This is a genomic window from Herbaspirillum sp. GW821-FHT09A12, assembly GCF_059418325.1.
This window is the reverse complement of the sequence record NZ_JBWKPR010000009.1, coordinates 151,583-175,260: the sequence shown is the minus strand read 5'-3', so window position 1 is coordinate 175,260 and position 23,678 is coordinate 151,583. Positions and strand designations below refer to the sequence as shown.

The 23,678-nt window shown below is 64.4% G+C and carries 23 protein-coding genes; 6 read left to right on the top strand and 17 right to left on the bottom strand.

The window, feature by feature from the left end:
* Positions 1-297: 297 nt before the first annotated feature.
* From AC07N6_RS18150 to AC07N6_RS18140, 3 genes are all read right to left on the bottom strand, one after another.
* Positions 298-1,437 (bottom strand): J domain-containing protein, encoded by a 1,140-nt coding sequence (locus AC07N6_RS18150; RefSeq protein ID WP_494781292.1) that lies wholly within the window; start codon positions 1,435-1,437, stop codon positions 298-300.
* A gap of 116 nt (positions 1,438-1,553) precedes the next feature.
* The gene (locus AC07N6_RS18145; protein WP_494781293.1) at positions 1,554-2,960 is read right to left on the bottom strand and encodes a sensor histidine kinase; all 1,407 of its coding nucleotides are present in this window, start codon (positions 2,958-2,960) and stop codon (positions 1,554-1,556) included.
* A gap of 4 nt (positions 2,961-2,964) precedes the next feature.
* A complete protein-coding gene (locus AC07N6_RS18140) occupies positions 2,965-3,648 on the bottom strand; it encodes a response regulator (protein WP_494781294.1) in 684 nt (227 codons plus the stop codon).
* Positions 3,649-3,943: 295 nt separating this feature from the next.
* Between AC07N6_RS18140 and phnD the strand changes: the two genes are divergently transcribed.
* The 5 genes from phnD to glpD all read left to right on the top strand — a co-directional run bounded on the left by phnD (position 3,944) and on the right by glpD (position 9,107).
* Positions 3,944-4,933, top strand: a complete 990-nt coding sequence (gene phnD / locus AC07N6_RS18135; RefSeq protein WP_141914169.1) for a phosphate/phosphite/phosphonate ABC transporter substrate-binding protein — start codon at positions 3,944-3,946, stop codon at positions 4,931-4,933.
* Between the two features lie 159 nt (positions 4,934-5,092).
* The gene (phnC, locus tag AC07N6_RS18130) at positions 5,093-5,863 is read left to right on the top strand and encodes a phosphonate ABC transporter ATP-binding protein (protein WP_494781295.1); all 771 of its coding nucleotides are present in this window, start codon (positions 5,093-5,095) and stop codon (positions 5,861-5,863) included.
* A complete protein-coding gene (gene phnE, locus AC07N6_RS18125) occupies positions 5,860-6,663 on the top strand; it encodes a phosphonate ABC transporter, permease protein PhnE (protein WP_494781296.1) in 804 nt (267 codons plus the stop codon). The genes phnC and phnE (AC07N6_RS18125) overlap by 4 nt, the downstream gene beginning before the upstream one ends.
* Positions 6,656-7,489 (top strand): phosphonate ABC transporter, permease protein PhnE, encoded by an 834-nt coding sequence (phnE, locus tag AC07N6_RS18120; protein ID WP_494781297.1) that lies wholly within the window; start codon positions 6,656-6,658, stop codon positions 7,487-7,489. Before phnE (AC07N6_RS18125) ends, phnE (AC07N6_RS18120) begins: the two co-directional genes overlap by 8 nt.
* 13 nt (positions 7,490-7,502) lie before the next feature.
* Positions 7,503-9,107, top strand: coding sequence for a glycerol-3-phosphate dehydrogenase (gene glpD / locus AC07N6_RS18115; RefSeq protein ID WP_494781298.1), 1,605 nt, complete (start codon positions 7,503-7,505; stop codon positions 9,105-9,107).
* Here the strand turns inward: glpD and AC07N6_RS18110 are convergent.
* The 14 genes from AC07N6_RS18110 to AC07N6_RS18045 all read right to left on the bottom strand — a co-directional run bounded on the left by AC07N6_RS18110 (position 9,089) and on the right by AC07N6_RS18045 (position 22,164).
* Complete coding sequence (locus tag AC07N6_RS18110; protein WP_494781299.1) at positions 9,089-9,700, bottom strand: HupE/UreJ family protein; 612 nt, start codon at positions 9,698-9,700, stop codon at positions 9,089-9,091. The two genes, glpD and AC07N6_RS18110, sit on opposite strands and share 19 nt — an antisense overlap.
* Positions 9,701-9,753: 53 nt before the next feature.
* Positions 9,754-10,386, bottom strand: a complete 633-nt coding sequence (gene ureG / locus AC07N6_RS18105) for an urease accessory protein UreG (protein WP_141914163.1) — start codon at positions 10,384-10,386, stop codon at positions 9,754-9,756.
* 63 nt (positions 10,387-10,449) lie between these two features.
* A complete protein-coding gene (locus AC07N6_RS18100; RefSeq protein WP_494781300.1) occupies positions 10,450-11,130 on the bottom strand; it encodes an urease accessory protein UreF in 681 nt (226 codons plus the stop codon).
* A 5-nt stretch (positions 11,131-11,135) separates the two neighbouring features.
* On the bottom strand, positions 11,136-11,663 hold the full coding sequence (gene ureE / locus AC07N6_RS18095; protein WP_141914161.1) for an urease accessory protein UreE: 528 nt from the start codon (positions 11,661-11,663) through the stop codon (positions 11,136-11,138).
* Between the two features lie 5 nt (positions 11,664-11,668).
* The gene (gene ureC, locus AC07N6_RS18090) at positions 11,669-13,369 is read right to left on the bottom strand and encodes an urease subunit alpha (RefSeq protein WP_494781301.1); all 1,701 of its coding nucleotides are present in this window, start codon (positions 13,367-13,369) and stop codon (positions 11,669-11,671) included.
* 4 nt (positions 13,370-13,373) lie between these two features.
* Positions 13,374-13,694 carry an urease subunit beta gene (locus AC07N6_RS18085; RefSeq protein ID WP_494781302.1) on the bottom strand — a complete coding sequence of 107 codons (321 nt, stop codon included), beginning with the start codon at positions 13,692-13,694 and terminating at the stop codon, positions 13,374-13,376.
* Positions 13,695-13,716: 22 nt separating this feature from the next.
* Positions 13,717-14,019, bottom strand: a complete 303-nt coding sequence (locus tag AC07N6_RS18080) for an urease subunit gamma (RefSeq protein ID WP_494781303.1) — start codon at positions 14,017-14,019, stop codon at positions 13,717-13,719.
* A 69-nt stretch (positions 14,020-14,088) separates the two neighbouring features.
* Positions 14,089-15,012, bottom strand: coding sequence for an urease accessory protein UreD (locus AC07N6_RS18075; protein ID WP_494781304.1), 924 nt, complete (start codon positions 15,010-15,012; stop codon positions 14,089-14,091).
* A gap of 174 nt (positions 15,013-15,186) precedes the next feature.
* Entirely contained in the window at positions 15,187-15,885 is a 699-nt protein-coding gene (gene urtE, locus AC07N6_RS18070; protein ID WP_494781305.1) for an urea ABC transporter ATP-binding subunit UrtE, read from the bottom strand.
* 4 nt (positions 15,886-15,889) lie between these two features.
* Positions 15,890-16,768: an urea ABC transporter ATP-binding protein UrtD gene (gene urtD / locus AC07N6_RS18065; protein ID WP_494781306.1), complete on the bottom strand. Its 879-nt coding sequence runs from the start codon at positions 16,766-16,768 to the stop codon at positions 15,890-15,892.
* Positions 16,765-17,907, bottom strand: a complete 1,143-nt coding sequence (gene urtC, locus AC07N6_RS18060; RefSeq protein ID WP_494781307.1) for an urea ABC transporter permease subunit UrtC — start codon at positions 17,905-17,907, stop codon at positions 16,765-16,767. Before urtC ends, urtD begins: the two co-directional genes overlap by 4 nt.
* Positions 17,904-19,520, bottom strand: coding sequence for an urea ABC transporter permease subunit UrtB (gene urtB / locus AC07N6_RS18055; protein WP_494781308.1), 1,617 nt, complete (start codon positions 19,518-19,520; stop codon positions 17,904-17,906). Before urtB ends, urtC begins: the two co-directional genes overlap by 4 nt.
* 238 nt (positions 19,521-19,758) lie before the next feature.
* Entirely contained in the window at positions 19,759-21,012 is a 1,254-nt protein-coding gene (urtA, locus tag AC07N6_RS18050; protein WP_494781309.1) for an urea ABC transporter substrate-binding protein, read from the bottom strand.
* Positions 21,013-21,336: 324 nt separating this feature from the next.
* A complete protein-coding gene (locus AC07N6_RS18045; protein ID WP_494781310.1) occupies positions 21,337-22,164 on the bottom strand; it encodes a ferritin-like domain-containing protein in 828 nt (275 codons plus the stop codon).
* Positions 22,165-22,397: 233 nt separating this feature from the next.
* Between AC07N6_RS18045 and AC07N6_RS18040 the strand changes: the two genes are divergently transcribed.
* Positions 22,398-23,639, top strand: a complete 1,242-nt coding sequence (locus AC07N6_RS18040; RefSeq protein WP_494781311.1) for a Bcr/CflA family multidrug efflux MFS transporter — start codon at positions 22,398-22,400, stop codon at positions 23,637-23,639.
* Positions 23,640-23,678: the final 39 nt, after the last annotated feature.

The window sequence follows — 23,678 nt, the reverse complement described above, 5'->3', positions numbered from 1 at the left end:
GTGAAAGTAGGTCATCGTCAGGCTTGTTACTCCGCAATAGCCTCTCCATCTCTGATGGGGAGGCTTTTTGCTTTGCGATTTGGCTTTGTGCTTCGAGTTTTAGCTTTGAGTTTTAGCTTTGGCTTTGGCTTGGCAGAGCCCCAACGCAATCGACCACCTCACCGCCGCTCGCGCTGCCAACTCCAGCAACATATCCCTTCCAGATCCACCCGCACCACGCCATGACTCCTGTGCTGCGCGACAGGATCACTCATCATCAAGCTTCGCAAGACCCGGCAAGAACACAGCACCTGTCAGCTAGCTATCCAGCGCTGAGGCCCTGATATTCTTCTTCGCCTCCTTGAGCCAGCGCTTCAACATCTTGAGGTCGGAAAATTTCCCCAGATTGCCCTGCATTGCATCGATACTTACTTTCACTTCTTCCATTTCGGCGCGCAGCGAAGCGATAAGCGTATTCGGCGCCAGGCCACGGGAAGCAGTCAGGCCGTAGCTGTGAACGAATTGCGCTTCAGTCTGCCGGATCTCTCCCTCAAGCGCCGCCAGCTGATCCCGTAACAGGCTGTTATATTGCCTGAGCCGTTCATCGCCGATAGAGTGCAGCGCATCCTGATCGATCTGCTGTAGCTCGATTTGCAGTTCGAGCAACCGCAGCAAGTCCTGCGCGGCATAGGCCTGGTTCAATGACTGCATGAGCGCGGTCTTGCGTATCCGCAATTGCGGATCGGATTCCCGATCCGGATGCAAGGCGCTGGCCAGCTTGCGATAGATCTCCCGCAGCGGTTGGGCCAACTCGGCCTGCAATTTTTCTTTGCGTAATGGGGATTCAGTCGATTTCCCGGCCTTCGCGCGGCCGGCTTTCGACGCTTTTTCATCTTTCCTGCGCGCTCGCGCTTCTTCTTTGGCGGCCTCCCTGGCTTCATGCTGCGCCAACTTGGCGCGCGCTCGCCGCATCAGTTCTTCCCGCGAACTCAAATCAAGATCTTCACCCAGCGACTCGCCGAACATCAGTTCAAGTTCGGCCTTCATGTCCGCCACTTCCAGCGCCACTTCCTGGTCATAGTCGGAGGAACCATGCCGGTTGTAGATCGCCTTGAGTTCCGCATCCAATGCCTCGCGATCAAACTCCTGCAGCAGCCTGAGAACCAATGCCGATATTGTTTGCCGCTCCGAAGCGCTGAGCTCCTCATGGCTTTCATGCGCGTCCAGCTTCAGTATCAGTTCACGCGCGAGACGGCTGGCCGTCAGGCGCAGCGGGACTAATTCCGCGGCATAGGCCTGCTGGAACAATCCACCTGCCTGCTCCCAGGCGGCAAGCAGCTCCCGTTGCCGTCCGATCTGCCGGATCAAGGCATTGAATGCTTCCTGCTCCGCCGACAAGATGAAACCGGCGCGTGACGATGCGCTGAGCGCGACAGCCTTGATAGATGATGCAGCCATAAGGGACTAATAAAATAAACGGCGGGTTCCCAGTGTAGCAACCGCTGGCAATAAATCGTCACAGCACAACATCGGGTGCTGACATGCCGCCGACAGCGCCATGCACATTGCCGGCATCAGGAATGCTGGGCTATCGGAAACACGACACTAGCGTTGAGCCCAACGCAGGCCGCATGACCACCTTCGAAGCGGTTATGCAAATTAATGGTGGCGCCCATGGAGTCGACGATCTCGCCGCAAATGGTCAGGCCCAGGCCGCCTGAAGAGGAACCGCTGGAAGAAAATGCCTTGAACACGGTATCCATCGCCTCGGGGGCGATGCCGCCGCCGCTGTCCCACACCAGCAGTTCGGTGCGTTCGTTCTCTTGCCGGATGCGTATGCCCAGCCTGCCGCCCGCCGGCGTATGGCGGATCGCGTTATGCAGCAGGTTGGAAATGAGTTCGCTGACCATCCACGGATGGCCCATGACGAACGCCTTGCCACCCTCCAGCTCGAAATCGAGATCCTTCTCCGCGATCAGCGGCGACAGGTCGACCGCCGTCTCGCGCGCCAGCATGCCCAGGTCGCATACCTCCTGCACGCCGCGCCCACGCAACTGCTCCACCTTGGCCAACGATAGCAACTGGTTGGCGAGGTTGGTCGCACGGTCCACCGTGCCGGACATCTCGGCCAGGATTTCCTGCGCCGGCGCATCGCCGCGCAAGCCGGACTGCAGCTGCGTCTTCAGCACCGCCAGCGGCGTGCGCAACTGGTGCGAGGCATTCGCGACAAAGCGCTGCTGGTGATCCAGCAGGCGGCGCAGGCGCGCCATCAGCTGGTTCAGCGCATTGATGAAGGGCTGCAATTCGCGTGGCGACATGGGCGGCGCCACCGGCGACAAATCATCGGCGCTGCGCTCATCGAGCTGGCGCCGCAGCGCGTCGACCGGTTGCAGCGCGCGCGACACCACATACAGCGTCACCGAGACGATCACCACCAGCAGCGCCATCTGGCGCACCAGCGTCTCCCAGAAGATCTTGCGCGCCAGCGCGCTGCGGTTCTCCATGGTCTCGGCCACCTGCACCAGTGCCGTGCCGCGCGGGCCATTGGTCGCGACCGGCTGGAACAGCGCGGCCACACGCACCGGCGCGCCGTTATAAGTATCTTCATAGATATGCGCCAGCGATGGATAGATGGCGGACCTGTCAGCCTTGCCCGAATAGGCGGGCAAGTCGTCATCGCCATCGAAGAACTTGCCGTCGAGATCGTTGATGCGATAGATCATGCGGCTGGAATAGTCGGCCTCGTAGATCTCCAGCGCGGCATAGGGCAGCGAGGCTTTCAGCTCGCCGTTCTCGATGCGCAGCAAGTCGCCGATCGAATGCACCGACGCGATCAGCATGCGATCGTAGGCCGTGTTGACCGACTCCAGCGTATTGCGATACAGCGAGAAGGAATCGATCACGATGAACAGCGCGATCGGCGAGATGATCCAGGCCAGCAGGTAGGTGCGTACCGAGCGGCGGCGCGACAGCAGGCGCATCTTCTCAGTCCCCGTTATCGGCCGGACGTACGCGCAGCAGGTAGCCCAGGCCGCGCAGCGTCATGATCTCGGCGCCGGTGGGCATGAGCTTCTTGCGCAGGCGATGCACCACCACCTCGATGGCCTCGATCTGGGTATTGTCTTCCATCGGGAACACCAGCCTGAACAAGCGTTCCTTGGTCACGGCATGCCCCGGCTTGGCGATCAGCGCCTTTAACAGCGTATGCTCGCGCGGCGTGAATTCCAGCGGATCGTCGTCGCAATAGGCGGCGCCCGAACTGCGCTCCAGTTTCAGCCGGCCGCAACGCAGGAAGCCGTCCTCGGCATTGTTCCGGCGACGCAGCAAGGCGCGGATACGCGCATCCAGTTCATCCAGGTCGAACGGCTTGGCCAGATAGTCGTCGGCGCCGGCATTGAGTCCCACCACGCGGTCACCCACCGCGCCGCGCGCGGTCAGCACGATCACCGGCGTATGGATGTCCTGCGAGCGGATGCGCTGCAACAGGTGCAAGCCATCCAGGCCGGGGATATTGAGGTCCAGCACCACCAGGTCGCCGATGCCATCCTTGATGTGCGACAGCGCGCTGATGCCGTCGGCGCAATGCGTGACCTGGAAGCCGCGCCGCTCCAGCGCCCTCAGCAAGGCGCGCGACATGTCGATGTCGTCCTCTACCAGCAGGATATGCATGATCTCCGGTGTGGTTCTTGTTGGTCAGCCGCCTTTATACCGCCAAACCGCGCCCGGCGCGAGTCCCGCTGCGGGTGTCTTGCCGCCGCTACCGCGTCCGGCGAATGGATATGCGGCCACGCTTGAAAGCAGATTGAAAGCCGGCGGAAAGGCAGCTGCAAGGAAAGCGCGGCTTTCATCGGCCGCAGGGTGGCAAAAGCCGCGGCCCTCGCCTACACTCCCGCACATCTTCCGGCATGCGCCCCACATGACGCATGAAATCCGGCAATGACCATAACCATCTTCAGGAGACAGCATGACCCAGCGTCTGATCAAGACCCTGCTCGCCCTGGCCCTCGCCGTTCCGGCGATCGCCTTCGCGCAGGACAACTGCCCCAACCGCGGCGACCTCGACCAGCAATACTGCGACGCCAACAACGACCTGACGGCCGATACCCCGACCGATCCCAAGAAGCTGAAGACGCCCAATACCCTGGTGTTCACCTTCACCCCGGTGGAAGACCCGGCCGTCTACGACAAGATCTTCAAGCCCTTCACCGACTACCTGTCGCAATGCACCGCCAAGAAGGTCGTGTTCTTCCAGGTGCAGTCCAACGCCGCTGAAATCGAAGCGATGCGCTCGGGCCGCCTGCATGTCGGCGGCTTCTCGCCGGGCCCCACCAACTTCGCCGTCAACATCGCCGGCGCCGTGCCGTTCGCCGTGATCGGCGACGCCAAGGGCTACCAGGGCTATACGCTCAACGTGATCGTGCGCAAGGACAGCACGATCCAGAAGATGACCGACCTCAAGGGCAAGAAAGTCGCGCACACCGCGCCCTCGTCGAACTCCGGCCACATGGCGCCGATGGCCCTGTTCCCCAAGCTGGGCGTGACTCCGGACAAGGACTACAAGGTCATCTTCTCCGGCAAGCATGACCAGTCCATCCTGGGCGTGAACTCGGGCGACTACGACGCCGCCGCGATCGCCTCCGACGTGTTCGACCGCATGGTGGAGCGCGGCGTGATCAAGGCCGAGAACTTCCGCGTGATCTGGCACAGCGAGAAATTCCCGACCCAGGACTTCGCCTACGCGCACGACCTGGAGCCGGTCTTCCGCGACAAGATGCTCAAGTGCTTCTACGACTACCGCTTCACCGATGAGTTGAAGAAGGCCTTCGCCGGCGCCGACCGCTTCTACCCGATCAACTACAAGAAGGACTTCGAAATGGTGCGCTTCGTCGCCCACGCCGCCGGCGAATCCTTCAACCGCGCCGCTTACGACAAGCAGAACTCCGGCAAGAAGTAAGCCGCGTCATCCGCCCACGGCCATGCACGCGCATGGCGGCGTGGGCTGCGCCGCAACCGCAATACGCCGATTCACGCAACACCGGCCCGGGAGCGATCCCGGGCCGCGGCCGCCTGCATCCTGCAGCCGCGCCGCGACCATCGATAGAAAGCTCCGCCCATGTCACACGCCATCGAAATCCAGGGCCTGGTCAAGGAATACAAGCCCGGCCATCCCATCCTCAAAGGCATCGACCTGAAGATCGGCGACGCCGGCCTGGTTGCCATCATCGGCCCCTCCGGCACCGGCAAGTCGACCCTGATTCGCTGCATCAACCGCCTGGTCGATCCCAGCCGCGGCGCCATCTGGTTCGACAGCGAAGGCAAGCGTGTGAACCTGGCCGAACTGCGCGGCCGCGCCCTGCGCGAGGCGCGCCGCCACATCGGCATGGTGTTCCAGGAATACAACCTGGTGGAGCGCCTGTCGGTGATGGAAAACCTGCTCTGCGGCCGCCTCGGTTACGTCAACGCCTGGACCGCATGGCGCCGCAACTTTGCCAAGGAAGACATCGCCCATGCCTTCGATCTGCTCGATACCGTGGGCCTGGGCAACTTTGCCAACCAGCGCGCCGACGCGCTGTCCGGCGGCCAGCGCCAGCGCGTTGGCATCGCGCGTGCGCTGATGCAGCGGCCGCGCCTGCTGCTGGCCGATGAGCCGACCTCCTCGCTGGACCCCAAGACCTCCTTCGAGATCATCTCGCTGTTGAAGGAACAGGGCCGCGCGCAGAAGATCCCGGTGATCGTCAACATCCACGACGTCGAGCTGGCCAAGCGCTACGCCGACCGCATCATCGGCATGTCCGGCGGCCACGTGGTCTACGACGGCAATGCCGAGAACCTGTCCGACGATTTCCTCAAGCAGATCTACGGCGGCGAGGATTGGCTGGCATGAGCACCATCCCCCATTCCAACGACAACCGCGTCAGCCTGGCCTTTCGCCCGCAGCTCGCCACCCGCATCGCCGTCTGGCTGATCCTGCTGTACGCGGTCTACGCCGCCACCCAACTGGGCTTCTCGTGGGAGCGTTTTTCCGCGGGGCTGGGCAATGGCGCCAAGTTCCTCGGCCGCATGTTTCCGCCTGACGTCAGCAAGGGCGACATCCTGTGGGACGGCATCAAGGAAACCCTGCAGATCGCCGTGCTGGCCTCGCTGTTCGGCATCCTGTTGTCGCTGCCGATCGGCCTGATGGGCGCGCGCAACCTGATGCCGGCCTGGATCTCCTGGCCCGCGCGCGCCTTCGTCTCGGTGTGCCGTTCGCTGCATCCGGTGATCGTCGCCATCCTGTTCGTCAAGGCGGTGGGTTTCGGCGCGCTGGCCGGCGTGCTGGCGCTGATCGTGGCCTCGATCGGCTTCATCGGCAAGCTGTTCGCCGAAGCCATCGAAGAGATCTCGATCAAGCAAGTCGAAGCCATCCGCGCCACCGGCGCCTCGTTCATGAACGTGATCCTGTTCGGCGTGCTGCCGCAGGTGCTGTCGCGCTTCGTCGGCTTTTCTACCTACCAGCTCGACTCCAACCTGCGCAATTCGACCATGGTCGGCATCGTCGGCGCCGGCGGCGTGGGCGGCGTGCTGTTCTCCGCCTTCCAGCGCTTCGACTACGATTTCGTGCTGACCATCCTGCTCACCATCATCACCATCATCGTCGTCGGCGAACTGCTGGCGAACTCGGTCAAGAAGGTCTTCCATGTCTGATACCGCACTCCGCAACCCGCAGGCCGCCATCAGTCCGGCCGAGCGCGAATGGCAGCGCCATACGCCGTGGCAGCGCGTGCTGCGCTTCGCCGTCTGGTTGGTCATCATGGCCGCCGTGGTGCAGTCGCTGCGCTACATCGAGATCATCCCCGAGTTCCTGTACGACGCCCCGGAACAGATGAGCGACATGCTGGGCCGCATGTGGCCCATCGACTGGGATTACTTCGGCACCGATGTGAAGGCCGGCCTGATCGAGACCTTGCACATCGCCACGCTGGGTACGCTGCTGTCGATCGTGCTGGCGATCCCGTTCGGTTTGTTGGTCGCTTCCAACCTGACGCCCCACCGCGGCCTCAACCTGTTCGCGCGCATCGTGCTGGTGGCCAGCCGTTCGGTCAATTCGCTGGTGTGGGCGCTGCTGTTTTTGGCGATCTTCGGTCCCGGTCCGCTGGCCGGCACCCTGGCCATTGCCTTCCGCTCGATCGGCTTCGTCGGCAAGATGGCCGGCGAAACCATCGAGCAGATGCCGCGCGGCCCGATCGAAGCGCTGCAGGCCTCGGGCGCTGGCAAGTTCTCCGAGATCTGGTACGGCTACTGGCCGCAGTTGAAACCGGCCTTCATGTCCATCGTGCTGTTGCGCTGGGATATTAACGTGCGCGAATCGGCAGTGCTGGGCATCGTCGGCGCCGGCGGCGTGGGCATGGTGCTCGATACCGCGCTGAACCTGTTCCAGTGGCCGCGCGTGGCAACCGTGCTGGTCTCCATCTTCGCCATCGTCATCGTCACCGAAGTGGCGGTGACGCAAATCCGCAAGCGCGTCCTGTAAGAGGCGATACGGCATGCAAGCACATAGCAAACAATCGGTGTCCTTCCCCCTGGAGTGCGATGTCCTGGTCGTCGGCGGCGGCATCAACGGCGCCGGCATCGCGCGCGATGCGGCCGGCCGCGGCCTGTCGGTGGCGCTGTGCGAACAGCACGACCTGGCGGCGCATACCTCGTCGTCGTCGTCCAAGCTGATCCACGGCGGCCTGCGTTATCTTGAGCACTACGAGTTCGGCCTGGTGCGCAAGGCGCTGATCGAGCGCGAGGTGCTGTTGCGCAGCGCCCCGCACATCATGTGGCCGCTGCGTTTCGTCATGCCGCACGACCGCGGCCAGCGCCCGGCCTGGCTGATCCGCCTGGGCATGTTCCTGTACGACCACCTGGCGCGGCGCGAGCTGCTGCCGGGCTCGCGCGGGCTGGACCTGCGCCGCCACGCTTCGGGCGCCCCGCTCAAGCCCGAGTTCACGCGCGGCTTCGTGTATTCGGACGGCTGGGTCGACGATGCCCGGCTGGTCGTACTCAACGCCATGGACGCCGCCGAGAACGGCGCGCGCATCTTCACCCGCACCCGTTGCGAATCCATCGTCCGCCAGGGCGAGCAGTGGCAGGCCAGCCTGCGCCAGGCGGACGGCCACCTGCTGCAGCTGCGCGCGCGCTGCGTGGTCAATGCCAGCGGCCCGTGGGTGGCGCAGTTCCTGGGCGAGTCCGCCCATGTGCGTTCCAGCAAGTCGGTGCGGCTGGTCAAGGGCAGCCACATCGTGGTCAGGCGCCTGTTCGAGCACGACCACGCCTACATCTTCCAGAACCCGGACGGCCGCATCGTGTTCGCCATTCCCTATGAGCGCGACTTCACGCTGATCGGCACCACCGACGTCGAGTACCGGGGCGCCACTGAAAACGTCGCCATCTCGGCCGATGAAATCGCCTACCTCTGCACGCTGTCCAACCGCTACTTCAGCAAGCCCATCGCGCCTGCCGACGTGGTGTGGTCGTATGCCGGCGTGCGCCCGCTGCTGGAAGACGCGGCGGCCGACGCTTCGGCCGTCACGCGCGACTACCAGCTCGACCTGAACCGGGAAGGCGCGCCGCTCCTGTCGGTGTTTGGCGGCAAGATCACCACCTTCCGCAAGCTGGCCGAAGAGGCGGTCGACATGATCGCGCCGCTGCTGGGTAGTAGCCGCGCGGCATGGACCGCCGGCGCCTGCCTGCCGGGCGGCGACCTGTTCGGCGCGTTGCCGGAAAATCGTTCGGTGCGCGAGTTCGACGGCTTCGTGCAAGGCTTGCAGGCACAATACGCCTGGTTGCCGCCGCAACTGCTGCGTCGCTATGCGCGCGCCTACGGCAGCCGCACGCATGCGCTGCTCAAGGGCCGCAGCAAGGTCGAAGAGATGGGAGAGGAGATCCTCGCCGGGCTGTACGCCGCCGAGGTGGACTATCTGGTGCGCCACGAGTGGGCCACCTGCGCCGCCGACATCCTGTGGCGGCGCTCCAAGCTCGGCCTGCATCTGCCCAAGGGCAGCGAGGCCGTGCTGGATGACTGGCTGGCCGCACTGGCCGCACCAGGCGGCCGCCGTTCAGAACAAGACGCGGATCAAGACTCGCTTCAGGCCGCCAGCAGGTAAGCGCCCACGGCGGCGATGCCCGCGCCGCCGATGCGCACTACGCGGTCGGCCATCTGGCGGCCGGCCACCACGCCCACCACCAGGCCGGCCGCATGCAGCAGCGCGGTGGCCAGGATGAAGCCGACGCCATACATCGCAGCCGACGAGCCGTGCGGCAGTTCAGCGCCGTGCGCATAGCCGTGGAACAGCGCGAACAGCGACACCACCAGGGTGCTGCCCCACAGCGGCATGCGCACCGCGAACGCGATCAGCAAGCCCAGTACCGCCACCGAAGCGGCGATGCCGGTTTCCACCGCCGGCAGGTTCAGGCCGGCGATCGCCAGCAGCGCGCCCGCCACCATCATCAGCGGGAAGGCCAGCGGCAGCACCCACAGCGCGCGCTGCTTGTTCTGCGCGGCCCACAGGCCAACAGCCAGCATGGCCAGCAGGTGGTCGATGCCCGAGAACGGATGTTCGAAGCCGCTCATGAAGCTGGTCGAGGCGTGCATCACCGAATCCGGATGGCCGGGGTGCGCCGCCGCCGAACCGGCGGCCAGCGCCGCCACGGCCAGCATGCCCAGGCGGACGCGGTTTTTGGTCGAGAGTGCAAACATGTTTTTCTCCTTGTGCGTAGCTGAAATCATTTGAAATCGTTGGATGGGGCGCCTCAGTTCTTCGGCTTGTTGTCCAGCAGGCCTTGCTTGCGGATGTAGTCGATCACCTTTTCCACGCCATCGCCGCTGCGCAGGTTGGTGAAGACGAAGGGGCGCTCGCCGCGCATGCGTTTGGCATCGGCCGCCATGATATCCAGATTGGCGCCGACATAGGGCGCCAGGTCGGTCTTGTTGATGATCAGCAGATCCGAACGGGTGATGCCGGGGCCGCCCTTGCGCGGGATCTTCTCGCCGCCGGCCACGTCGATCACGTAGATGGTCAGGTCCGACAGCTCCGGGCTGAAGGTGGCGGCCAGGTTGTCGCCGCCGGATTCCACCAGGATCAGGTCGAGGTCGGGGAAGTCGGCGCTCATGCGCGCGATCGCCTCCAGGTTGATCGAGGCGTCCTCGCGGATGGCCGTGTGCGGGCAGCCGCCGGTCTCCACGCCCATCAGGCGCTCGGCCGGCAGCGCATCGGCGCGCAGCAGGATCTCCATGTCTTCCTTGGTATAGATGTCATTGGTGATGACGGCCATGTCGTAACGGTCGCGCATGCGCTTGCACAGCATTTCGCACAGCGCCGTCTTGCCGGAGCCGACCGGGCCGCCGATGCCCACGCGCAGCGGATTGGAAGTGGGATTGCTCATATATTCGGTCTCTTGGTGGTGTTGAATGTTCGGGTTGGCATCCTGGGCGCTATCAAGACAATATCAAGATCGGTAGATGCGGCTGTACTGCACCTCGTGCTGCATCGACAGCAGCGACAGGCCGGGCGACCAGTTCGACAGTGCGTCGTCTGGCAGCGCCTGCGCCGTGGCCGCCGCCCGTTCCAGCTCGGGCCGCAGCGCCAGCAGCATGCGCTGGCCGGCGACCTGGCCCAGCGGCACGGTCTTCACGCAGGCCAGCACCTGGTTTTCGGCCCAGGAAAACAGCATGCCCAGCACCGCTTCGGCCGGCGGCACCTCCAGCGCCACGGCGGCGAACGCCAGCGCGGTGGGCAGCGGTATCTCGGGTTGCGCCTGCAGGATCGCCAGCAGCTCGGCGTCGCCCAGCTTGAGGTCGGCGCCCAGCTTGCCCAGCGAATAGCCCATCTGGATCGTCTCGGCGCGGAATTCCGAGGTGTCGCGCGCGGCCGTGAAGCGCTCGCTCCACAGCGCGACCGCCGCGGCGTCGCGGGTCTGGAACGCATGCATCAGGCGCAGGAAGACCGGCGCCTCGAAGCGCGCCACCACTTCATGCAAAGCTTGCGCGATCCAGGTCTTGGCGCCGGCCTCGTTGCTCACGCTGCCGTTCTCGATGGCCGCTTCCAGTCCTTGCGAATAGCTGTATGCGCCAATCGGCAACGATGGGCTGGACAGCTGCAGCAGGTGGAGCAGGGCGGTGGCTTGCATGGCGCTCAGGATGGCTGCGGATCGTTGGGGCGATGGATCTTCTGGCGCAGCGGGATCGGCGCCAGCGGATTGTGGTGGTCATCGCCATGATGGTGATGGCCGCCGCCATAGGCGCCCGCTTCCGGCTCGAACGCGGCCTGCTCTTCGGACACGCGCGCGCCCAGGCCTTCCAGCATTTCCTTGAGCACCGGATCCTTGCGGATGCGCAGGAAACCGGCGCCGCCCTCATGGCCGATGTGCGCCTGCGTATGGCGGTTGCCGAGGTGGAAGGCGCAGCGCAGCAGCAGGTGCGCATCGGCGGCGTCGACGCGGTAGGTAGGCTCCAGCGCGGCGGTGATCTTCACCACGCGGCCGTCGTCGCCGCGCAGCAGGTCGCCGTCGCGCAGCACCGTGCCGCGCAGCGTGAACACCGCCGCATCCTCGCCGGACACCAGGGTGGCGCGCAGGCGGCTCTTCTCGCGCTGGTCATACGGCAGCACCAGTTCGCCATCGATCCGGTCGGCCTGTTCGATCTTGGTATTGAGTGTCAGCATAGGTATCAAAACAGGAAATAACGTTGCGCCAGCGGCAGCGACCTGGCCGGTTCGCACACCAGCAATTCGCCGTCGGCGCGCACTTCATAGGTTTCGGAATCGACTTCCATCTTCGGCGTGGCGCCGTTGTGGATCATGTCGCTCTTGCGCAGGTTGCGCATGTTCTTCACCGCCACCAGCGGTTTGTTCAGCTTCAACTGCTCGCCGATGCCGGCGTTGAAGGCCGCCTGCGAGACGAAGGTCATCGAGGTCTTCAGGCCGCCGCCGTAGGCGCCGAACATCATGCGGTAGTGTACCGGCTGCGGGGTGGGGATGGAGGCGTTGGGGTCGCCCATCTGGGCCGCCGCGATCATGCCGCTTTTCAGGATCATCGACGGCTTGGCGCCGAAGAAGGCCGGCTTCCACAGCACGATGTCGGCGATCTTGCCGATCTCCAGCGAACCCACCACATGCGATACGCCGTGCGTGATGGCCGGGTTGATGGTGTACTTGGCGATGTAGCGCTTGATGCGGAAGTTGTCGTTGCGCGACGGGTCTTCCTTCAGGGAACCGCGCTGCACCTTCATCTTGTGCGCGGTCTGCCAGGTGCGCATGATCACTTCGCCCACGCGCCCCATGGCCTGCGAGTCGGACGACATCATCGAGATCGCGCCGATGTCGTGCAGGATGTCTTCGGCCGCGATCGTCTCGCGCCGGATGCGCGATTCGGCGAAGGCGATGTCTTCGGCGATGGCCGGATCGAGGTGGTGGCACACCATCAGCATGTCGAGGTGCTCGTCCAGCGTGTTGACGGTGAACGGCCGGGTCGGGTTGGTGGAGGAGGGCAGCACATTGCCCTGGCCCACCGCCGCGATGATGTCGGGGGCGTGGCCGCCGCCCGCGCCTTCGGTATGGAAGGTGTGGATGGTGCGGTCCTTGAAGGCGGCCAGCGTGTGTTCCAGAAAGCCGCCTTCATTCAACGTATCGGAGTGGATCGCCACCTGGATATCCATGCGGTCGGCCACCGTCAGGCAGTTGTCGATGGCGGCCGGGGTCGAACCCCAGTCCTCGTGCAGCTTGAGGCCGATGGCGCCGGCGCGGACCTGTTCCTCCAGCGGCAGCGGCAGGCTGACGTTGCCCTTGCCGAGGAAGCCCAGGTTCATCGGGAAGGCATCGGCCGCCGCCAGCATCGAATGGATGTGCCACGGGCCGGGCGTGCAGGTGGTGGCCGCGGTACCCACCGCAGGTCCCGTGCCGCCGCCGATCATGGTGGTCACGCCGCTCATCAGCGCTTCCTCGATCTGCTGCGGGCAGATGAAATGGATGTGGCTGTCGATGCCGCCGGCGGTGACGATCATGCCTTCGCCGGCGATGATCTCGGTGGCGCCGCCGATGGCCATGGTCACGCCCGGCTGGATGTCCGGATTGCCGGCCTTGCCGATGCCGGCGATCTTGCCCGACTTGATGCCGATGTCGGCCTTGACGATGCCCCAGTGATCGACGATGAGCGCATTGGTAATGACGGTATCCATCACGTCGGCGTGCGCGCGCTGCGACTGGCCCATGCCGTCGCGGATCACCTTGCCGCCGCCGAACTTCACTTCCTCGCCGTAGATCGTGTAATCCTTTTCCACTTCCAGGAACAGCTCGGTATCGGCCAGGCGCACGCGGTCGCCGGTGGTGGGGCCGAACATCTCGGCATAGGCCGAACGGGAAATCTTGCTCATCGTCTTACCCTTTCCGTTGCTTGAGGCCGCCCATCACCAGCGCGTTGAAACCATAGACGCGGCGCTCTCCCGCCAGCGCCACCAGCTCGACCGTGCGCTGCTGGCCCGGCTCGAAACGCACCGCGGTGCCGGCGGCGATGTTGAGGCGCATGCCATAGGCCGCGTCGCGCTCGAACAGCAGCGCCGGGTTGGTCTCATAGAAGTGGAAATGCGAACCGACCTGGATCGGCCGGTCGCCGCTGTTGGCCACGGTGATGGTGGTGGTGGCGCGGCCGACGTTGAGTTCGATGTCGCCGGGCTCGACCAGCATTTCGCCTGGGATCATGGCGTGCTCCTGTGTCAGAAATTCAAGGGATCGGATGGTGGACGGTCACCAGCTTGCTGCCGTCCGGGAAGGTGGCTTCCACCTGGATATCGGGGATCATTTCCGGCACCCCTTCCATGACATCGGCGCGCGTGAGGATGGTGGCGCCTTCCGACATCAGCTCGGCCACGGTCTTGCCGTCGCGCGCGCCTTCCATGATGGCGGCGGTGATCAGCGCCACCGATTCCGGATAGTTGAGCTTCAGCCCGCGCGCGCGGCGGCGTTCGGCCAGCAGCGCCGCGGTGAAGATCAGCAGCTTGTCTTTTTCCCTTGGTGTCAGTTCCATGTTGGCTCCCGGCCGGCTTGCGGCCTTCAGGTTCTACGAATGTTCTACGGTTGGATGCTTCTTGTGTATTCAGGTATTCCAGATGCGCGGTATGGCGGCATCGCGCCGCATGAGTGGCGGGCGCAGCACATGCCATGCAGCGTGCAGCCATTGCCGCGCCGCCTGGCTGGATTGCCCCATGTAGCGCGCCACCAGCACCTGCTTCATCAGCGTGGCGCCGCTGCGGCCTTCCAGCGCCAGCGCGCCGATGGTCTCGCGCAAGGCGCCCAGCAAGGCATTGTCCATGCCGTCGCCCACCGCGACCAGGGTGGCGCACACGGTCTGGCCATCCAGCGCCAGTGGGCCGTGCATGGCGCCGGTTTCGGCTTGCAGCTTGCCTTGTTCGAACCATACCAGCTTGCCGCCGCGGCGGATGGCGGTGCGCTGGCCGACGCTGCCGCTGTCGAAGCGCTCGCCGGAGGCGGTGCGGCCGAAGCACAGGATCTCGGCGCCGATATAGGCGGCATCCGCGGCCAGTTCGACCTCGTGTTCCATGCGCACGTCGGCGGCATCGAAGAAGATGGTTTCCTGCGGCAGCCATTCCAGCGTCGCGCCGGCGCCGGCCTGCAGCGACACCGCCTGGCGTGAGACGCCGCCATTGGCGCGGTACCACTTGCCGGCGCCCGGCGTGGTCAGCAGCGCATGGGCGCCGTCGCCAAGCTCGGCCGTGATCGCCAGCTGGTCGCCGCCGACGATGCCGCCGGGCGGATGCACGATGATGGCGTGGCACACCGCGGGCGTCTCCGGATACAGCGGCTTTTGCACGCGCAGCGGGCCGAAGTGCTGGCGCCGCGTCAGGCGCGTGGTGCCGGCGTCATCGGTGAAGCCCAGCAGCAGGCGGGCGTGGTCCGGCGCGTGCTTTGGTTCAGCGTGCGCAGCGCTCCCTCCGGTCACGGCGACGGGAAGGAGCGGGGGCGTGCTGGCGGTGTCGGCTTGGCCGGGAATGCGTTTCATACAAAGACGACAATGCTGGAGTTCGGGCTGGAATTCAGAACGGGCGGCAACGCCGCGCGCCGGGAAGTTGAATGCTCCCTGCGCGCACGGCATGAAGATGCGTTGTTATAGCAGACCTGCCGCAAAAACGCATGCCTTGCCGAAGCGGCATGCGCGGCGGCGGGACCGCCGGCGTTACACCGCCAGGTGTTTCTTGACGTTCTCGTCATCCATCTGGTCTTGCGTGCCGGCCGCCACCACTTCGCCGCGCGACATCACGGCAAAGGTGTCGGCCAGCTCGCGCGCGAAATCGAAATATTGTTCGCACAGCAAAATGCCGATATCGCCGCGCTGGCGTAACAGGCTGATGACGCGGCCGATATCCTTGATGATCGAAGGCTGGATGCCTTCGGTCGGTTCATCCAGGATGATCAGCTTGGGCTCGGCCAGCAAGGCGCGGGCGATCGCCAGTTGCTGCTGCTGGCCGCCGGAGAGGTCGCCGCCGCGCCGGTGCAGCATTTCCTTCAACACCGGGAACAGCTCGTAGACCTCGCCCTTGATCACCGAGGCCTTGCGGCCGGACTGGGTGGCCATGCCCATGAGCATGTTCTCTTCCACCGTCAGGCGCGCGAAGATCTCGCGGCCCTGCGGCACATAGGCGATGCCGAGTTTGGCGCGCTGGTGCGGCTTGAGTTTGGTGATGTCGTGGCCGTCGAACGTGACGTTGCCCCTGGCCACCGGCAGCACGCCCATCAGGCATTTGAGCAGCGTGGTCTTGCCCACGCCGTTGCGTCCCAGCAGTGACAGGCACTTGCCCTTTTCGACATTGAGCGACACCCCGCGCAGCGTGTGCGCGGCGCCGTAGTACTGGTTCAGTTGGTTGACTTGCAGCATAGTGTTAACGCCCCAGATAGACTTCGATCACGCGTTCGTTGGACTGCACCTGCTGCATATTGCCCTCGGCCAGCACCGAACCCTCATGCAGCACCGTGACCTTGCCGCCCTGCGCGATCTCCTCGACGAAACCCATGTCGTGCTCCACCACCATGATCGAATGCTTGCCGCGCAACTCGTTCAACAGTTCGGCGGTGCGCACGGTTTCGGCATCGGACATGCCGGCCACCGGTTCGTCCAGCAGCAGCAATTGCGGTTCCTGCATCAGCAGCATGCCGATTTCCAGCCATTGCTTCTGGCCGTGCGAGAGCAGGCCGGCCAGGCGGTTTTCCTGGCCGTTCAAGCGGATCAGTTTGAGGATCTCCTCGATCTTGCCGATCTGTTCCGACGACAGGCGCGCGAACAGCGTGGTCTTGACGCGCTTGTCCATCTTCATCGCCAGCTCCAGGTTGTCGAACACCGTGTGCTGCTCGAACACGGTAGGGCGCTGGAACTTGCGGCCGATGCCGGCGTGCGCGATCTCGTACTCGGTCATCCGGGTCAGGTCGATGCTCTGGCCGAAGAAGGCGGTGCCGGCAGTCGGTCGCGTCTTGCCGGTGATCACGTCCATCATGGTGGTCTTGCCGGCGCCGTTGGGGCCGATGATGCAGCGCAGTTCGCCCACCGAGATGTCGAGGTTGAGGTTGTTGATGGCACGGAAACCGTCGAACACGACCGAGATGTTTTCCAGGTAGAGGATGGCGCCGTGGGTGGTGTCCACGCCTTCGGGTTTGATGCGTTCGTAGGACGCGCCGTGGTCGGCGTGCGGCGTGTCGACATTGCCACCCAGGCCGCCGATGCCGGCCGGGGCGCTGGGCGCCTTGCCCGGTTCGATTGCGCTCATGCTGCCTCCTTGGTCGCGGCCTCGCCTTCGGCGGCCGGCGCGGGTTGCGCGTCGCGCTTTTTCAGTTTCTGGATCAGGCCGACGATGCCCTGCGGCAGGAACAGCGTGACCAGGATGAAGATCAGGCCCAGCGCATACAGCCACAGGTCGGGGAAAGCCGCGGTGAACCAGCTCTTGAGGCCATTGACGGTGAACGCGCCGATGATCGGGCCCAGGAGCGTGCCGCGTCCGCCCACCGCCGCCCAGATCACCATCTCGATCGAGTTGGCCGGCGACATTTCCGAGGGATTGATGATGCCCACCTGCGGCACGTAGAGGGCGCCGGCGATGCCGCAGATCACGGCCGACAGCGTCCACACGAACAGCTTGAACCACAGCGGGTTGTAGCCGATGAACATCAGGCGCGACTCGGAGTCGCGCACGCCCTGCAGCACCCGGCCCAGCTTGGAAGTGACGATCATGCGGCACACGAACAGCGCGCCGAACAGCAGCGCCAGCGTCACCAGGTAGATGGCCGCCTTGGTGCCCGGCGCGGTAATGGTGAAGCCGAGGATGCGCTTGAAGTCGGTAAAGCCGTTGTTGCCGCCGAAGCCGGTGTCGTTGCGGAAGAACAGCAGCATGAAGGCGAAGGTCATCGCTTGCGTGATGATCGAGAAGTACACGCCCTTGATGCGCGAACGGAAGGCGAAGTAGCCGAACACGAAAGCCAAAAGGCCCGGCACCAGCACCACCAGCAGCATGGCGAACCAGAAGTGCTCGGTCATCCACCAGTACCAGGGATAGGCCTTCCAGTTGAGGAACACCATGAAGTCCGGCAGGTTGCTCTGGTACACGCCGTCGCGGCCGATGGCGCGCATCAGGTACATGCCGTGCGCATAGCCGCCCAGCGCGAAGAATACGCCGTGGCCCAGCGACAGGATGCCGGTATAGCCCCACACCAAGTCCAGCGCCAGCGCCGCCATGGCATAGCACATGAACTTGCCGACCAGGGCGATGGTGTAGCCCGACACATGCAGCGCGCTGCCCTCGGGGAAGGCCAGGTTGCAGATCGGCAGCAGCGCCAGGATCACGGTGCAGACCACGATGCCGCTCCAGGCGGGCTTCGAAAATAAAGAGGGTCGCATGATCATGGTGTTCATTCCACGCTCCTTCCCTTGAGTGCGAAGAGTCCCTGCGGACGCTTCTGGATGAAGACGATGATGAACACCAGGATGGCGATCTTGGCCAATACCGCGCCGGCCACCGGTTCCAGGAACTTGTTGACTTCACCGAGGCCGAATGCCGCGATCACGGTGCCGGCCAGCTGGCCGACGCCGCCCAGCACCACCACCATGAAGGAGTCGACGATATAGCCCTGGCCGAGATCGGGGCCGACGTTGCCCAACTGCGACAGCGCCACGCCGCCCAGGCCGGCGATGCCGCAGCCCAGGCCGAAGGTCATCATGTCGATCTTGCCGGTGGACACGCCCACGCAGGAGGCCATGCGGCGGTTCTGCGTGACCGCGCGCACGAACAGGCCCAGGCGCGTCTTGTTGAGGATCAGCCACACCGCGAACACCACGAACAGCGCGAAGAACACGATCACGATGCGGTTGTAGGACAGCACCAGCGACCCCAGCACGGTGACGCCGCCCGACATCCAGCTCGGGTTGGCGACCTCGACGTTCTGCGCGCCGAAGATGGAGCGCACGCCCTGCATCAGCATCAGGCTGATGCCCCAGGTGCACAGCAGGGTTTCCAGCGGACGGCCATAGAGCCAGCGGATCACCAGGCGCTCCAGCGCGATGCCGACCGCGCCGGCGACGATGAACGCCGCCGGCAATGCCACCACGAGATAAGCGTCGATGGCGCCGGGGAAGTATTTGCGGAACACCAGTTGGCACACATAGGTGGTGTAGGCGCCGATCATCAGCAGCTCGCCGTGCGCCATGTTGATGATGCCCATCAGGCCGAAGGTGATGGCCAGGCCCAGCGCCGCCAGCAGCAGCACGCTGCCCAGCGAGATGCCGTAGAACAGCTTGCCGGCGAAATCGACGATCGACAGGTGGCGCTCCAGCGCCGCCAGCGTGCGCACGGCCTCGATCCGCACGCCTTCGTCGGGTTCGAGGTAGCTGCCGTCGGGATTTTTGGCCAGCATCTGTTGCAGCGCGGGTTTGAGCGATGCGTTGGTGGTGTCGCCCAGGGTTTTCACCGCGGCGCGCCGGGTGGCGGGATCGGGCGCATGCAGGTTGGCGGTGGCCTGCACTTGCTGCAGCACGTCCTTGATCTGCGGATCGGTTTCCTTGGCCAATGCCTTTTCGATCAGCGGCAGCTGCGCCGGATCGGCATTCTTGAGCAGGTCGGCGGCGGCCGCCAGGCGGATGTTGCGCTCCTGGGACAGCAGTTTCAGGCCCGACATCGCGCCTTCGACCGCGCCGCGCAGGCGGTTGTTGACGGTGATGCCCTCGGCATCGTCCGGCGCCGGGCCGGTCTGGTCGGTGGCCGGATTGAAGGCGTTGCCGGCATCGTCGACGATCAGCACCTCGCCGGCCGGCGTGGCGTACAGCGCGTCGCTGTTCAAGGCATTGAGGATCTTCACCGCATCGTCATTGGCGAGTGCGGCAATCTTATTGACCGCCTCGATGCGGGCATCGGGATCGTCTCCTCCCAAGGGTTTCAACAGATCCGGTGCGATGGCGGCACCGGCGGCCAGCGCGTGTGCGCAGAGCCACATCGCGAGCATCGCGCGTAAGAGCTTGAAGGCTGTTTTCATTTTTGGTTCTGGTCCCGGCGCTGCCGGACGTAGGGCGATATGCCGGACGGTGGGCGGCAGGCACAGCGGGAAGCGGCTGTTTTGTCGTGGTGGGGTGACCGCTGGGCTGGCGGTGCGCCTTCGATATGCCGCGTTGCGGCTACTCAGTCCGAACGGACGGTGGGTATAACAGATCCCGTTCGGACTGAGTAGCGGCGTAGCCGCGTATCGAAGGCGCACCCCGGCGCCATGACTGCAATTACATCTTCTGCTTGCCTTCGTTGCCCGGGATATACGGGCTCCACGGTTGCGCGCGGATGGTGGTCTTGGTCTTGTTGACCACGTTGAACTGGCCGTCGGCCTTGATTTCACCGATCATCACCGGCTTGTGCAGGTGGTGGTTGGTCTTGTCCATTTCCAGCGTGTAGCCGGACGGCGCCTTGAAGGTCTGGCCGCCCATCGCCGCGATCACCTTGTCGGTGTCGGTCGACTTGGCTTTTTCCACGGCCTGCTTCCACATGTAGATGCCGACGTAGGTCGCTTCCATCGGGTCGTTGGTCACCACGGTGTCGGCGTTGGGCAGGCCCTTGGCCTTGGCGTAGGCTTTCCACTTCTTGATGAAGGCGGCATTGACCGGGTTCTTCACCGATTCGAAGTAGTTCCAGGCCGCCAGGTGGCCCACCAGCGGCTTGGTGTCGACGCCGCGCAGTTCCTCTTCACCCACCGAGAACGCCACCACCGGCACGTCGGTCGCCTTCAGGCCGGCGTTGCCCAGTTCCTTGTAGAACGGCACGTTGGAGTCGCCGTTGATGGTCGAGATCACCGCGGTCTTGCCGCCGGCCGCGAACTTCTTGATGTTGGCGACGATGGTCTGGTAATCGGAGTGGCCGAACGGGGTGTAGACCTCGTCGATGTCGGAGTCCTTCACGCCCTTGCTGTGCAGGAAGGCGCGCAGGATCTTGTTGGTAGTGCGCGGATAGACATAGTCGGTGCCCAGCAGCACGAAGCGCTTGGCGCCGCCGCCTTCTTTCGACATCAGGTATTCGGTGGCCGGGATCGCCTGCTGGTTCGGCGCCGCGCCGGTGTAGAACACGTTCTTCTCCAACTCTTCGCCTTCATACTGCACCGGGTAGAACAGCAGGCTGTTCAATTCCTTGAACACCGGCAGCACCGACTTGCGCGACACCGAGGTCCAGCAGCCGAACACCACCGAAACCTTGTCCTGCGAAATCAGCTGGCGCGCCTTCTCGGCGAACAGCGGCCAGTTGGAAGCCGGGTCGACCACCACCGGTTCCAGCTTCTTGCCCATCACGCCGCCGGCGGCGTTGATTTCATCGATGGTCATCAGCGCCACGTCCTTCAACGAGGTTTCCGAGATCGCCATGGTGCCGGAGAGGGAGTGCAGGATGCCAACCTTGATGGTGTCCGCGGCGAAGGCGGACGGAAGCCAGGACGATGCGGCCAGTGCGAATGCGCCAAGTGCAGTTGCTTTCAGTACGGTACGACGTGACATGGTTGCTCCCTCAGAGAATAGAGTTGGAAGAGTTTTTCTGACTGCCCTGTGGCTTTAGCAGAATGCGTGCCAATGATGGGGCGCGGGTGGCCGCATGCATCAAAGCGGGGCGTGGGAGGGCGAGGGAGGGGCAACATTGTTGCCAATGTGCGTGAATTTCCGCACCAAATTCGGGATATTTTTGCGGCAAGGCAAGAATCTTGCCCTCGCCTTCACCAAGCTGGCGCTGGTCTGTGTGCGAAATTGGGGCGCGCGGCGGCAGGCCAAGCCGGCACGGCGAACCACCGTCTTCGCGCCATGCCGGCTTGGCGGGAGGGCGGCGGTTCAGCGCAGCAGTACGCGCTGCATGAACTGGCGGATCGGGAATTCGATCATGTTTTGCACCATGACGGGCAGCTCCAGCGGCCGCATGATCATCTTGATCGTGGTTTCCGGCTTCAGGTTGATGCGTACCGTACGGCTCATCCGGGAGGTCAGCTCCTTCAGGCGCTCCGGATCGGCGGCCAGGTCCGGGCGGTGCACTTTCACCACATGGCGGATGGCGCAGTCGGCGTCTTCGTTCTTCAGTTCCAGCGTGCGCCGGCCGAGCGTGCCGAGCACGCGCGAACGGCCGATCTTTTCCAGGCTGCGGTAGCGCCGGAAATATTGGTAGAAATGCTTGTAATGGTTCACCTCATCGTTGGCGATAAGCCCGGCCAGTTGCTTCAATACCGGCTCATCGGTGGCGCGCGCCAGCGCCCGGTAGTAAGTCGCGGTGCCGGTCTCGACCACGCAACGGGCGGCCAGCTCCTGCGCGCGGGTGGGTTCCAGCAGTTCCACCTTGCAATATTGCGAATACTCATCAAGGAAGCTCGTATAGGCGCGTTCCCACTCGAACTCCGGCCACACGTAGGCCACATAGGCGCGCAACGCGGCGCCGTGCTGCAGTTCCTCGCGTTCCCATTGTTCGCGCAGCCAGCTTTCCACCTCGTCATCGCCGCGGTAATACTCGACCAGGTTGTGGGTATAGAGGTCGGAGCCGCTTTCGATGAAGGAAGCGCAGGCCACGAGGTAGAACAGATTCTCATCCTTGCGGGCACGCGCGGTGTCGATGCGCGCGAAGTCGATGTCGTCGACGGTCCAGTGGGTTTTTTCTTCACGGCGTGCGCTCATCTGCTTTTCCTCGGCGTGGTTGGCATCAAGGTATGATGCAGCGCGGTATCTTTGGTTCAGGCAATGGTCGTCGCCTTGCGTTTCTTTGCATGCCGGCCGCGCATTTAGGTCGATTGTCAGGCCTATGTCAGCCGTGGCCGGCTGCCCCTTGCCTGAAGGAAAACGGCCGAGGATCTATAATGGCAGGCCTCACTCCACCGGCCGTCAATATACGGCCGTCCACCGAATTCCCCATGCGCACCAAAGAAACCTCGCAAGACACATCGCTCTCGACGGGCAAATTCCCCCCATGGCTGGCGGTGCTCGCGGCCCTCACCGCGATGGGCGCGCTGGCCATCGACATGTACTTGCCCAGTTTCACCGCCATTGCGCAAGACCTTAACGTCGGCACCAACCTGGTCCAGCTCACGCTGGCCACTTTCCTGGTCGGCCTGGCGCTGGGCCAGATGTTCTACGGCCCGCTGTCCGACCGCTTCGGCCGCAAGCCGCCGCTGTTCTTCGGCATCACGCTGTATTTCATCTGTTCGCTGCTGTGCGTCTTCGCGCAAAACATCGAGACGCTGATCGTGCTGCGCTTCTTCCAGGGCCTGGGCGGCAGCGCCGGCATGGTGATCCCGCGCGCGATGGTGCGCGACCGCATGGGCGCCGAGGGCTCGGCCAAGGCCTTCTCGATGCTGATGCTGGTGTTCGGCCTGGCGCCTATCCTGGCGCCGTTCATCGGCGGCATCATGCTGGTGGCGGCGAGCTGGCGCGGCATCTTCGTGGTGCTGACCATCTTCGGCCTGCTGTGCCTGGTCGGCACCCGCAAGTACCTGACCGAGACCGTCGACGTGCATCAGGCCGAGCCCTTGCACCTGGGGCGCACGCTGCGCCAGTACTGGGGGCTGCTGCGCCACAGGCAATTCATGGCCTACGTGCTGTGCGGCGGCCTGGTGCAGGCCGGCATGTTCGCCTACATCGCCGGCGGCCCGTTCGTGATCATCGAGCTGCATGGCATCAAGCCGCAGTACTTCGGCTTCGTCTTCGCTTCCAACGCCATCGGCCTGATCGCCGCCTCGCAGGTCAATGCGCGGCTGGTGATGAAGCGCTCGGCCGAGCGCGTGCTGGGCCGCGTGCTGTGGCTGCCGGCCGGCCTGTCGCTGTTCGTGGCGCTGATGGTGGCGGCCGGCCAGGAAAGCCTGCCTTTGCTGCTGGTCGGCTTCTTCGGTTTTCTTACCGCCTACGGTTTCACCGGCCCCAACGCCACGGCCGTCGCCTTGAAGCACCAGGGCCGCCAGGCCGGCACCGCGGCGGCATTGATGGGGACGCTGCAATTCGGCATGGGTGTGCTGTCAGGTGTGGCGATGAGCTTGTGGCATGACGGCACGGCCCTGCCGCTGGTGACGGTGATGGCGGTATGCGGCATATCGGCGTTCCTGCTGTATCACCTGGTGGCCAAGCATGAGACTGCGGCGCCGGCGGTGGCGCCGCGATGACCTGAGCCGACCCGTAGTTGAAGTGAAGAGCGCCGCTGG